General features: G+C 68.2%; 8 protein-coding genes. 3 read left to right on the plus strand and 5 right to left on the minus strand.

Translation table 11 applies throughout. From position 1 onward, the window contains the following. Positions 1 to 270 precede the first annotated feature (270 nt). Entirely contained in the window at positions 271 to 2,577 is a 2,307-nt protein-coding gene (locus tag IE302_RS08000; RefSeq protein ID WP_191253357.1) for a PQQ-dependent sugar dehydrogenase, read from the plus strand. A 69-nt stretch (positions 2,578 to 2,646) separates the two neighbouring features. On the opposite strand, the gene IE302_RS08005 is transcribed toward IE302_RS08000, so the two are convergent. Continuing rightward, on the minus strand, positions 2,647 to 3,093 hold the full coding sequence (locus tag IE302_RS08005) for a GNAT family N-acetyltransferase (protein ID WP_191253359.1): 447 nt from the start codon (positions 3,091 to 3,093) through the stop codon (positions 2,647 to 2,649). 8 nt (positions 3,094 to 3,101) lie between these two features. Here IE302_RS08005 and IE302_RS08010 point away from each other — a divergent pair, with 8 nt between their 5' ends. Further along, the gene (locus tag IE302_RS08010; RefSeq protein WP_191253361.1) at positions 3,102 to 3,839 is read left to right on the plus strand and encodes a PhzF family phenazine biosynthesis protein; all 738 of its coding nucleotides are present in this window, start codon (positions 3,102 to 3,104) and stop codon (positions 3,837 to 3,839) included. A gap of 89 nt (positions 3,840 to 3,928) precedes the next feature. Here the strand turns inward: IE302_RS08010 and IE302_RS08015 are convergent, their stop codons facing one another. After that, positions 3,929 to 4,252, minus strand: a complete 324-nt coding sequence (locus IE302_RS08015) for a hypothetical protein (RefSeq protein ID WP_191253363.1) — start codon at positions 4,250 to 4,252, stop codon at positions 3,929 to 3,931. Between the two features lie 182 nt (positions 4,253 to 4,434). Between IE302_RS08015 and IE302_RS08020 the strand changes: the two genes are divergently transcribed. Further along, the gene (locus tag IE302_RS08020) at positions 4,435 to 5,022 is read left to right on the plus strand and encodes a hypothetical protein (RefSeq protein WP_191253365.1); all 588 of its coding nucleotides are present in this window, start codon (positions 4,435 to 4,437) and stop codon (positions 5,020 to 5,022) included. A gap of 50 nt (positions 5,023 to 5,072) precedes the next feature. Here the strand turns inward: IE302_RS08020 and IE302_RS08025 are convergent, their stop codons facing one another. The 3 genes from IE302_RS08025 to IE302_RS08035 form a co-directional block, all read right to left on the minus strand. Then, positions 5,073 to 7,679, minus strand: coding sequence for an ATP-binding protein (locus IE302_RS08025; RefSeq protein ID WP_191253367.1), 2,607 nt, complete (start codon positions 7,677 to 7,679; stop codon positions 5,073 to 5,075). A 194-nt stretch (positions 7,680 to 7,873) separates the two neighbouring features. Further along, positions 7,874 to 10,846, minus strand: coding sequence for an NACHT domain-containing protein (locus tag IE302_RS08030; protein ID WP_191253368.1), 2,973 nt, complete (start codon positions 10,844 to 10,846; stop codon positions 7,874 to 7,876). Between the two features lie 69 nt (positions 10,847 to 10,915). Continuing rightward, on the minus strand, positions 10,916 to 12,412 hold the full coding sequence (locus tag IE302_RS08035) for a cryptochrome/photolyase family protein (protein WP_191253371.1): 1,497 nt from the start codon (positions 12,410 to 12,412) through the stop codon (positions 10,916 to 10,918). Between the last annotated feature and the right edge of the window lie 2 nt (positions 12,413 to 12,414).

The raw sequence follows: 12,414 nt of genomic DNA on the forward strand, positions 1-12,414 counted from the left end.
TCTCCTCGTCCTGTCGACCATTCAGCGTAGCGCGGGTTTGTCACCCGCGAGAGCTACCCGAAGCGAGCTGGACGGCGACGAGACCGACTCCCCCTCCTGCGGCTCCCGTCGGGGCGGCCGCGCGCGAGGAGCCGCCGCGCGCCCGCCCCGGCGCGTTTTTTGGCGAGTTGTGCGCATTTCCCGCAGGGCCGTAACAACTTTCGGTCTTCCCGCGCCATACCGGACAGCTGTCCCGTGCTTTCCGGTCCCTGCGCAGGAGGAGTTCGTGTGATGAGTTCCCGACGTCCGCTGTTCCCACGAAGATCACGGCGTGCGCTGGCGACGGGCGTCGTCGGCCCGCTCGTCGCCGCCCTCGCGGTCGCGCTCGTCGCGGCGGCACCCGCCGAAGCCGCGGTACCCGCCGGTTTCACCGACACGGTGGCGATCGACGGGCTCAGCTCGCCGACCGCCACCGCGTTCGCGCCGGACGGCCGGGTGTTCATCGCGGAGAAGAGCGGCCTGGTCAAGGTCTTCGACTCGCTCGCCGACCCGACGGCGACGGTCTTCGCCGATCTGCGTCCGCAGACTCAGGACTTCTGGGATCGCGGTCTGCTCGGACTGGCGGTCGATCCCGCTTTCCCCGCCAGGCCTTACGTCTACGTCTCCTACACCCTCGACGCGGCGCCCGGCGGCACCCCGCCGCGGTGGGGCGACACCTGCCCGACCCCGCCGGGCGCCACCGCCAAGGGCTGTGTCGTCACCGGCCGTGTCTCCCGGCTGACCATGGGTCCGGCCGGTACCGCCGTCAGCGAGAAGCCGCTGGTCACCGGCTGGTGCCAGCAGTTCCCCAGTCACTCGGTCAGCGCTCTCGGCTTCGGGCCGGACGGCGCTCTGTACGCGGGCGGCGGCGACGGCGCCAGCTTCAACTTCGCCGACTACGGCCAGGTCGAGAATCCCTGCGCCGACCCGCCCTCGCCCGCCGGGACGAACCTCACGCCGCCGACGGCCGAGGGCGGCGCACTGCGTTCGCAGTCACCACGACGTCCCGCCGGGGAGCCGGTCCTGCTCAACGGCACCTTGCTGCGCCTTGATCCCGACACCGGCGAAGGCCTGCCCGACAACCCCTTCGCGAGCAGCTCCGACGCCAACGCCCGGCGCGTTATCGCCTACGGCGCGCGGAATCAGTTCCGGTTCGGCTTCCGGCCCGGCACCCGCGAGCTCTGGGCGGGCGACGTCGGGTGGGACACCTGGGAGGAGATCAACCGCGTCGCCGACGTCGGCGACACGGTGGCGGAGAACTTCGGCTGGCCCTGCTTCGAAGGCGCTCCCAGACAGGCCGGGTACGACGGCGCGAACCTCGACCTGTGCGAGTCCCTGTACGCCTCCGGTGGGCAGACCGCGCCGTACTACGCCTACAACCACAGTGCCAAGGTGGTGGCGGGCGACCCGTGCCCCACCGGCGGCTCTTCGATCAGCGGTATCGCCTTCGAGTCCGGCAGCAACTACCCCGCCGCTTACTCCGGCGCGCTGTTCTTCTCCGACTCCTCAAGGGGGTGCATCTGGGCCATGCAGACCGTCGACGGCCTGCCGAACGTGAGCCGTCTGGTGCCTTTCGTGACCGGTGCCAACACGCCGGTGCAGGTCCTCACCGGTCCGGGCGGCGATCTGTTCTACGTGGCGCTGGGCAGCGGCGAACTCCATCGAGTGAGCCATCCGGGCGGCACCAACCGGCCACCGACGGCGGTGGCCACGGCGAATCCGACGAGCGGTCCGGCGCCGCTGACGGTCCAGTTCGACGGCACCGGTTCCACCGATCCGGACGCCGGGGACACCCTGTCCTATGCCTGGGATCTCGACGGTGACGGCGCTTACGACGACTCGACGGCCTCCCGCCCCACCTGGACCTACACCGCGGCCGCCGCCGTCGACGCCGGGCTGAAGGTGACGGACTCCGTAGGCGCGAGCGCGACCACGACGGTGCGGGTGACCGTCGGGAATCCGCAGGGCCTCGATCCGGTGCCGGTCATCGACAGCCCGTCAGGCACGCTGACCTGGTCCGTCGGCCAGACCGTGACGTTCTCCGGCCGCGCGGTGGACGCCCAGGACGGCGAGCTTCCGCCCTCGGCGCTGTCGTGGCGGCTCGCGATCCGCCACTGCGCGGCCAACGGCACCTGCCACACGCACAACGTCCAGGACTTCCCCGGGGTCGCGTCCGGCTCGTTCGTGGCACCGGACCACGAGTACCCGTCCTACCTGCAACTGACCCTCACGGCGACCGACTCGACCGGGCGCACCGGCGGCAAGACCGTCGACCTCCAGCCGAAGACGGTGTCGTTGAACTTCGCCTCCAGCCCGAATCAGGCGCTGCTCACCGTCGGCGGGACCCAGCAGCGCACGCCGTTCTCCCGCACCGTGATCGCCGGATCCACCAACTCGATCAGCGCTGACAGCCCGCAGAACCTGCCACCGCTCAACCTGAAGTACGCCTTCACCGACTGGTCACACGGCGGCGCGCGGACGCAGAACATCGTCGCGCCGGGCACGTCCACGACCTACCAGGCGAACTACCGGCTCTGCTGGCTGTTGCGGCCCTGCTGAACCGCCGCCCTCCGTGGTCCCGGTCGCACCTCGCGGCCGGGATCATGGTGGTGGCCGCCTCGTCCGCGGTCACTCGCCGAGTACGAGCAGCACATGCTCACCGTCCTTTTCGGACAGTAACCGGAAACCGCATTTCTCCAGCACCCGGACCGATCCGACGTTGGTCTCCACCGGATCGGCGTACAACGGCCGTACCGGCATCTCGTCGAGGAACAGAGCGAGCCCTCGCGATCCCACACCTCCTCCCCAGAACTCCCTGCCGTACCAATAACCCACCCAATGCCTGCCGTCCTGCGGCCAGGCCACCACGTTGCCCGCGACCCGGCCGTCGGCCAGGACGGTGCGCACGGTCACCGCCGGATCGCCGAGTACCCGGGTCTTCCAGTGCTTCATGAACCATTCGCGATCGCGTGCCGGGAACGCGGCGCGGGCGGCGGCCTCCGGGTCCTGCTCGTACTCGAAGAACACGTCGAGATCGGCCTGCTCGACGGCCCTGAGCCGCACCTCGTTCGTCATGGCGGGGAGTGTGGCAGCGACCACCGACAGTTTCGCCCGCGGTAACGATCCGGCGAGTACCGGCCGCCTGGGGCGCGTCGCACGCGGTCTTCGTCCGACAGCCGGACGACGGTCCGGTCGAACTGCGGTTCTTCACTTCGGCGGGCGAACTGCCCGCCTGCGGTCACGGCACGATCGCCGCTTTGGCCGCCCTCGCCGAACAAGCGGGTGCCGAGGAACGGTTCGAGATCACGCTCCGGACCGGCGAGCGGGTCTTCGACGGCTGGTGCGAACCGGACGGGCGGCGTTTCACCGCCGCGTTCGACCCCGGTCCCGTCGAGCACCGCGAGCCGACCGCCGCCGAACGCGCCCTGATGTCGGCCGCCTTGGGGTTCGAGCCGGAGCTGCGCGTCGCGGGGATCGGCCGGGAACGGGTCTTGGCGTCCGTACCCGAACGCGCCGCGCTGGCCGCCCTGAGGCCGGACATGGATCGTCTGCGCGACGCCTGTGACCACTTCGGTTTCCTCGGCGTCTACGGGTATTCCCGGCCCTCGCCGGAAGGGGCGCTCGCGGCGCGGATGTTCGCGCCGTCCATCGGTGTCCCGGAGGACATCGCCAACGCCAACAGCACCGCGTGCCTCGCCGCGTACCTCGGGGCGGCGATCAGCGTGGACATGGGCGCCAGCCTGGGCAGCCCGGCCACCATCACGGCGACGGGCCGCGACGGCGGAGTCCAGGTCGGTGGCAGGTCGGTGGCAGCTCGCTGATCGAGTCGATCGGCGGCGGTGTTCGCAGTTGAACCCCGCCCCCCGGTTCTTTCTTGCAGGATCAACGCGCTGACGGTCGCGCTCCCGCGTCAGATGTCGTGTTCGCTTTGATACTTGTCGAGAATCGACGAGGTCTGACCGAGCATCCGTTCCCTAGCGCGGTCACTCGCGATCCTGGCTGCTTCCGCCGGTCCGTATCCCAGCCAGCGCAGGGTGTTGAGCGCGACGCTGATCACGTCCGTCGCTTCGCGCGCGGCGGCCAGGGTGTCACCGTTGTCGAGATGTTCACGCATTTCCCGGAACTGGATCTCCGCCGCGCGAGGGAAGTGTTCGAAGGCCTTTCCGCATATCTCGGCGTGCACTTCGTCCCAGGCGTTCCAGAAGCCCTGGAAGGGACCCAGATCCTCGGGCATCGTCGTCACCTTTCGCGTCCCTTCGCCGGCTGGCGACGATCGTACGGTGTCCCCTCTACCAGCACATTTCTCCGCTTCACGGAACAGGATGCGAGCAGCCGTAACATCATCGAAAGGTCGGAACCCGCACCGGGAAAGCACCGTCGGATCGCCAATTCAGATCCGCACGGAAGGTGAATCCGATGAGCTACCCCGATCAGCAGCACACCCCGACGCGGCCGTCGACCGTCAAGCCCGGCACGGCCGTCGGGATCTTGATCGCCGTGATCGTCTTGGCCGCCTTCTGCATCACCGGTTTCGCCACTCCCGGATTCCTTCTCGGCAAGGGCGAGAGCATCCCCTTGCCCGTCCCGTCCTCCAATCCGGCACCGACCTCGGCGCCCACGAGCAGCGAGGACGGCCCGACCAGCACGACGATCAGCCGGGCGACGCGGCCGCGGGTCACGGTCACCCGGCGCCCTGCTCCTCAAGCGCCGGAAGAGGGCGTGCGGGTGATCAAGGACTTCCTCGCCAAGATCGCCGGAAACGACAAGGCCGGGGCGATCGCGCTGGCCTGCGAAGAGCAGAAGAGGTTCATGGACGACAAGATCGATTCCCTGCTGCCCTTGGGATCACGCGTCACGATCACCAGGGCAGGCGGAACGTCCAAATTCGTCCTGGCCGAGGTCACCGGAACCGTCGAGAACCGGCCCGCGAGGGGCACCGTGATCGCGGATCGCAAGGCCGACGGCGACTTCTGTCTCACGACGTTCAGCGTTCGCGACGTCTGAGGACGTCCGTCACCCCAGAACACCGGTCCGTGAAGGACACCCCGCCCGGCTCAGGATCCGTCCAACAGGTCCAGCTGTTTCTGCACCCGGCTCGACTCGTCGTTGCGAAGCTGGGATTGGTACAGGCGCAGCGCGTCGAGCCACGACTCACGCGCTTTGTCCTTGTCTCCGAGTGCGACGTGTGTCCGGGCGATGTTGTCCAGTGTGTCCGCCGACGCGTAGGTCGTGCCGAGTTCGCGGCGAAGCGTGAGCGTGTCTTCGAACTGCGCGAGCGCCTCGGCGTAGTCGCCGTTGGCGAAGGCGAGTTCGCCGAGGGTATTGAGAACGGCCGCTTCGCCTACGGGATAGGCGTGTTCGCGAAAAAGTGCGAGTGCCTCCTCGCACGCACTTTCGCCACGCGCGTTTTGCCCGAGTTTGATGGCGAAGGACGCCACCATGGTCAGCGCCCACGCTTCCCGGATCGGCCGGTTCGCTTCGCGGTAGAACGTCATCGCCTGGATGGCGTGGTCGAGCGCTTTCGCCAATTCTCCTTGCCGGGCCCACATATGCGCGGCCGCGTGGTGGACAGGGGCCCGGTACACGACACTCACGTCGTCGACTCCGGCGAGCGCTTGCCTGCCGTGCTCCAGTGCTTTGCCGTGGTCGCCCTGACGCGAGTAGGCCTGGATCAGCATCTGGTGCGCCAGGGTCAAGGGCAGTGGTTCACCCAGTCGTTCGACCGCGGTGAGGGCCGTCTCCCAGACCGCGACGTCGGAATGGATATGGCCTTGCCACCAGTGATACGCGTGCATTCCCCAGGCCAGGTGCCAGACGGAGGAAAACCATCGCCGCTCCAGCGCCGCCTGCTGTACGGAAATGAGGTTCAGATGCTCCGCGTTGAACCACGAAAGCGCGTCTTGGGGATTCCGCATGACGCGCGGCGAGCAGCCCTCGTGCGGAGCGGGCAGGTCGATGGACTGGCTGTCCGGATCCAGCAGGAGGTCGGCGGCGTGGGCGGTGTGCACGTAGAAGTCGACGAACCGGTGGAGTGCGTCGTCCTGTGCGGCCTGGTCGTGCCGTCGCTCGGCCTGACCGTCCGCGTAGAGCTTGATCAGATCGTGCATCCGCCATCGTCCCGGAACGTGCTGGTGGATGAGGGACGCCCGCTCCAGTGCCTGCAGTTCCGCGGAAACGCGACCGGCGGGCAGGTTCGTCAGGACGGCCGCGGCGGTGAGATCGATGTCGACCCCCGGTGCCATGCCCAGCAGCTCGAAGATCTTGGCCTGATCGTCGGACAGCGCCGCGTAGGACCACGACAGCACGGCGGGCAGGCTGGCGGCCGGGTCGCCTTCGTCGAGCGCACCCAGTCTGGTGGTCTCGTCGCGCAGTTCGGCGGCGAGGACGGCGAGCGGGAAGTCCCGGTGCGCTTCGGCCCGGCCGGCGACGATGCTCAACGCCAGCGGAAACCCGCCACAGCAGGACAGGAGTTCCCCGACAGCTTCGGGCTCGGCGTTCAGCCTGGCCGCACCGAGTCGCGTCACGAGCATTTCCCGCGCCTCGGCGGCGGAGAAGACGTCCACGGGGATCGTGCGGGCACCGTGGGCGGCGACGAGACCCGCCAGCCGGTCTCGGCTGGTGATCACGACGGCGCAGCCGGGGCTGGCGGGCAGGAGCGGGATCACCTGTTTGGTGTCGCGGGCGTTGTCCAGCACTATCAGCATTCTCTTGTCCGCCAAGATGCTCCGGTACAAAGCGGCCTGCGCCTCCAGTTCGGCGGGCACCCGCGCCGGGTCGACCCCGAAGGTGTCCAGGAATCCCTGCACCACGGCGCTCGGCGACAGGGGCTGCCCCTCCGGCGCGAAACCGCGGAGGTCGACGAAGAGCTGACCGTCCGGGAACAGGTCGAGATGCTGATACGCCCAGTGCAGGGCGAGCCAGGTCTTGCCGACACCGCCGGTGCCGAAGATCGCGGAGATCACGATCGTCGTGGACTGCTCGGCCGCGGCCTCCAGCACGGAGGTGAGCACGGCGAGTTCTTCGGCACGGCCGGTGAAGGACCGCGGCGCCGCGGGCAACTGCCGCAATTCCGGCTCCGTACGCCCGCGTGACGACGCCAGATACGTGAGATCGGCCGGATACCGATGGTCCGGCAGCCAGATCCAGCCGACCGCCGATGTGCCCTTGACCAGCACCCTGGCGGGCCGGAACGTGGCCGGATCGATCTCTCCACTGTGGCGCACCACTTCGTCGAAGAACCATTTCGACACGATCACCGCGAGCACGCCCTCCGAGCGGGCGAGCGCGGTCCGCAGTGGGGCGGCCTCCAGCAGACGGAAGGTGAAATTGACCGATTCCGCTGTCGCACCATGATCGTCATAGACGATTTCCCCGGCGTGCAGCGCCATACGCAACCGTATTCGTTGTTCCGCGGGATGCGCGATGTTGTGCTGCGTCAATCCGGCCGCCAGCGCATTCGGGAGCACTTCGATGAACGGCGCCTTCGGAATATGCGCGGGTGCGAGCACGAAAACCCCGTCACCACGGTCTTCGTGATGACATTCCGACCAGGGCGCACCGGCGACCTCGAAACCTTGCGACAAAGCGTCGTACAACGCTTCGCGGACAACGAGTTGGTGCGGTGTGGTCCGGCGCTGATCGGTGAACGCCTCCACGTCCACGATGACAATCGTCCGATGTACCGCCTGCTGCCGGCGCTCCATCTTTCTATCCCCTCACGGCGACCTTGCGACACTGCAACCGCGCCGATTCCCTGCCTCGAAGGTACCACCGCGAGCTTCCGGTGCGATAATTCCGAACGAACCGGAAGAATTTGTCAAAGCCGGAACATCCGGCCATTCCGTTTCGTCCGGTCTCAAGGCAGCAGGCCGGGACAGATCTCTCTCGTCAAAGCCAGGAAGTCTTCACGCTCCATGATCTCCGGGCCGGTGGTGCGCAGGATCTCCTCCACCGCACTGTCCACCATCGACGACGGCAGCCGATCGCGCAGGCGGTGAAACTGACGCAGGAAAAGGACCCGGAACTTTCGCCGCGTCTCGCTGTCGAAGGGGGCAAAGCCGTCCACCGCGTGCCGAAGACAGAGGTGAAAAGCGGCGGCCAGCTCTCCCTCGCCGGCACCGCTCCCGTCCTTGAGCCAAAGATCGATCAGGAAATGGGCGGGCGAAACGGGACGGGCGTCGCCGAACCCGTAGAACGTCGTGACCATCGTGCCGTAGCCGTCCGCGAACGGAGCCAGCGTGTGCGCCACCGTGTCGCCTTCGACACTGCACAGGAATTCGAGTTCCGACTCGAGCGCGTCGAAGTCGAGGCGAATCCAGCCGTAGAAGCTGCGTTCCCCGGTCGACTGATCGTCCGGCGCGATCCGGTAGGTCCAATACGGGTCCGCGGCCGGCCTTCGCTCACTGGGATCTCCGAACTCGCCCGTGATCCGGACGCCCCGTCTGCCGTCCTGCCAGAACCGCTCCAGCCTGAACGCCCGGACGAGTCCCTGGCGTCCTTCGCTGGGCAGCTGGGAAATCCAGAGAGCCGACATCCTCGCCCATGCCGTCACCGGCTTCTCGGCATCGGGGAAGAGCTGATCGGTCGTGACTTCGGACGAGGGCCCCGTGACCAGCAGCACGCACAGATTCGCCGAGTACACCGCGCACCGCTTGGGCACCTGGACGCTGCCGGGCCGGTAGCCCGCCAAAGAGGAGTTCCTCTCCAGCAGCGCGGTGTGGAAAAGGGACAGCAGGGTCTCCTGGACCGGCCGCAGGCAGCGGGCGGGCAGTTCGAGGACGAGGCCGCGCAGGAAACCCAGCACCGTCTTCCGCATGGTGAGCGGTTCGAACGACAGCAACGCGTGGAAGAAGTCATCGTTCTCGCGACGGCCTTCGGCGAGGGCCAGGAGTTCCCGCACGGTGATCCTGGCGATGAGATATTCGCCGAACGTGGGATGCAGGAACTCGTAGGTCCGGAGCCGCCGCCCATCCTCTTTGAGCGCTTGCGCGGTGTGGATGAAGTAGAAGCTCCCGATGATCACCCGGGAACTGATCTCACCGACGGGAAGCGCGGCGAGGTCGGCGTCGAGTCCCTCCGGAGTCACCCACTGCCGGCCGCGATTGAACATCGCGAACGCCGCCACCGACAACCGGAGTAGTTCCCGCTCGACCAGGCGTGCCACCTCGTCGTCGGACTCACCGACGTGCTGCTTGAGCACCTCGCGCCGGGCGAATCCGGTCAGCAGTCCTTCGTAGAGCTGGCTCTGGCCGAGGGCGTCCCGGTGCTCCTTGAGCGGAGACTCGGTGCGGTCGTAGATCGCGAGGAGCAGCAGCAACAGCGGCTGCCGGGCCAGATCGGCGTGCGGGCGCAGGACGTCGACGGTGAGATCGGTGTCGTTGTGGCGGCGCCACGGGACCAGCCATCGTTCGATCTGCTCGTCGTCGAAGGGTTCGAGCAACAGGCTGACCATGCCGCCGGCGGGCCGGGCACGGTCGGCCACCGACACCCGGCTGGTCACCACCACGACGACCGGATGCCCGAGATCGGCCTCCCGCTGCTGGAACCGGGCGATGCGGTGGAGGTAATCGGACTGGCTGATGTCGGTCGCCTGAAGGAGCTCGTCGAATCCGTCGAGCAGGACCACCGGGACCGCGTCGTCCGTCGCCTGGACGAAGTCGCGCCAGGACAGCCGCTCCCCCGTCGAGATACGAAGCCCTTGTTCGATCTGGGTCTGCACGTCACCGTCCACCCGCACCTCTCGCAGCGGCACCTGCACGGCGACGAACTCGCTCACGGGGAGACGGGCGGCGAGCACCTTGGTCAGCATCGACTTCCCCGAGCCCGGCTGGCCAAGCACCACCAACGGCGCCTCGGTGGCGGCGGGCGAGGTCAGGTGCCCGACGAGGAACTCCTGGAGGTCGGCGCGAACAGGCTGCCGGAGCCACCAGTCCTCGTCGGCGATGTGGTCGTGGGCCACGTCCGCCACCACCCGGAAGCGGGGATTGACGTACGCCTCGGCGACGGTCGGCATCCGGACACCATCCGGGGTCACCGGCAGGAGTGACCGGTGCAGCACGGCCTCGTGGAAGCGGGCGAGCGTCCGCCGCCGATCGTCGGGAGCACGCCCGGAAGCGACCTCCGACAGCACCTCCGCGACGCCTGCCAGGCCTGTCCGCAGCTCACGGATCTCGGCCCTGGTCGCCTGGTGATCGACCAGGTTGGCCCAAAAACCCACCTCGGGGAAGTCCGTGGCCAGACGCCGGAACAGGTCCTCGTACCTCGTGAGCGCCCTGGTCGCGGTCTCACCGAGGATCACGTCCTCGACGGCGCGCCGGTCACGGTCGTCCAAGCGGTCCCACACCGACAGTCCGGTGAGGAATTCCAGCACCACGCGGGCCGTATCGGCGTAGAAGCCGGTCAGTTCCTCCATCGAGCGTTCGTAGGGCCGGTGCGGCGCCAGCACGGGAGCGGGTGTCCGCAACAACGCCACGGTGAGCCCGTCCGACGGGGTGAACTCGAGTTCGGCGACATCGAAGGGCAGGCGAACCGTGGACAGGGCTTCGAAGAAGGCCGCCACGACGATCACGCTGTGCGCGGCGGCGAGTTGCTCACCGCGCTCCCTTCGTCCGGTGTCACGAAGGCGAGTGGTCAGCTTGGAGACCAGTTCACCCGTCAGGCGGAAGAACTCGGACTTCGCGTCGAAGAGGCTCAAGGCGAGCGTGGATCCGGTGGCGGACAACGCGAGCAACGCGCCACCGGCGAGGCGATCGAGTGCGGTCACCAGTTTGTCGGGTGTTCCGCCGCCCAGGATCCGGACGGCGTCCGCGTAGCTCAAAGCCTTCGGCATCTTCGACCTCCTCCCCTTGTATCGATGAGCGCGAGGAGGACGTTGCGCGCGTTTTCGCCGGTTCGTGGGTCAGAATCGATTTCGCCGGCTTTCCCGCGCCACGACGTCCGGAAGGTCGGCGAGCCTGCCCAAGCCGTTCAGCGGTTGCCGCATCCGCGGATTGCCCCGCAGGCGATCCGCGTTGCGGTCGAGGAAAGCCCAATACCCGGCGGTGAATGGGCAGGCTTTGTCGCCCACTCGTTTCTTCGGGTCGTAGACACAGCCACCACAGTGGTCACTCATACGGTTGAGATAGGCGCCGCCCGCCGCGTACGGCTTGGTGCCGACGATTCCCCCGTCCGCGTACTGGCTCATCCCGATGACGTTGGCGGGCATCACCCACGGGAATCCGTCGACGAAGGCGGTGGCGAACCAGCCGGTCAGCTCGGCCGGGTCGTAACCGCGTTGCAGGGCGTGGTTGCCCAGCACCATGAGCCGCTCGATGTGGTGGGCGTAGCCGCGGTCCCGCACACCGGCGAGCGCGGTGCGGAGACAGGCCGCCTCGACCGAGTCGGCGTCGAGTTCCCGCCACCACCGAGGCAGCTTCCGATGGGCCTGGAGTTCGTTCCTCTTCAGGTAATCCGGCCCCAGATGCCAGTAGAGGTGCCAGATCCATTCACGCCAGCCGAGGATCTGCCGGACGAACCCTTCGACACTCGCCAGCGGCGCGGCGCCGGACAGGTAGCGTTCCTCGGCGCGGCGGACGACGTCGAGCGGGTCGAGCAGGCCGAGATTCAGCGGTACCGACAGCAACGCGTGCGACATCGCCCAGTCCGCGCTGAGCATGGCGTCCTGGTGCGGGCCGAAGGTCGCCAGCCGGTGGTCGAGGAACCGGTCCAGCGCCTCCTCCGCCTCGACCTGGCCGACCGCGAAACGGCGTGGCCCGTCGACACCGACCGGCTGGATCTCGCCGTCCCGTTCCGCCTTGTCGAGGTCCGCGCGCACCTGTTCGTCCACGTCGTCCTCGACCGGGAACCAGGGCGCGGGAACGGGCAGTGTCGACCGGCCCGGCGGGGGACGCCGGTTGTCGTGGTCGAAGTTCCATTTCCCGTCCGCCGGGCCGCCGTCCGGTTCGAGCAGGACACCGAACCGGCGGCGTTGATCGCGGTAGAAGTCCTCCATCACGAACCGCCGCCGGTCCTTCGCCCAGCTCGCGAAGTCCACTTTGGACCGGACGAAACCCGGTGTCGGCAGGACTTCCGTGACCAGACCTTCCTGCTGCAGGCGCCGCACGAGCGCCTCGGCGGCGTGCGAGCCGGGTTCGTGCACCACGACCGGCCGTCCGAAGCGGCGCAACCCGGCCGTGTAGGTCGGCGCGTCGACGATCCGGGCCCGGTCGCCGAGCTCCGCGGCGAGCCGCCGGATCCCGGCCTCGACGAGGTGGATCTTCTGCCGATGGAACGGACGGCGCGCGAAGGCCGCGGCCGAGCGGATCAGCAGCACCTCACGGTCCCGGTTCCCCGTCGTGCCGTGGAAATGCGGCCCCAGCTGATCACCGAACAGCCACAGCGGGTCGGAGCCACTCATGT

This window comes from Amycolatopsis oliviviridis, from assembly GCF_014654365.1.
Taxonomy (GTDB): Bacteria; Actinomycetota; Actinomycetes; order Mycobacteriales; family Pseudonocardiaceae; genus Amycolatopsis; species Amycolatopsis oliviviridis.

Excerpts from the sequence above, each read along its gene's own strand:
- IE302_RS08000 (WP_191253357.1), top strand. The coding sequence starts at position 271 with ATGAGTTCCCGACGTCCGCTGTTCCCACGAAGATCACGGCGTGCGCTG.
- IE302_RS08005 (WP_191253359.1), bottom strand. The coding sequence starts at position 3,093 with ATGACGAACGAGGTGCGGCTCAGGGCCGTCGAGCAGGCCGATCTCGAC.
- IE302_RS08015 (WP_191253363.1), bottom strand. The coding sequence starts at position 4,252 with ATGCCCGAGGATCTGGGTCCCTTCCAGGGCTTCTGGAACGCCTGGGAC.
- IE302_RS08020 (WP_191253365.1), top strand. The coding sequence starts at position 4,435 with ATGAGCTACCCCGATCAGCAGCACACCCCGACGCGGCCGTCGACCGTC.
- IE302_RS08030 (WP_191253368.1), bottom strand. The coding sequence starts at position 10,846 with ATGCCGAAGGCTTTGAGCTACGCGGACGCCGTCCGGATCCTGGGCGGC.
- IE302_RS08035 (WP_191253371.1), bottom strand. The coding sequence starts at position 12,412 with ATGAGTGGCTCCGACCCGCTGTGGCTGTTCGGTGATCAGCTGGGGCCG.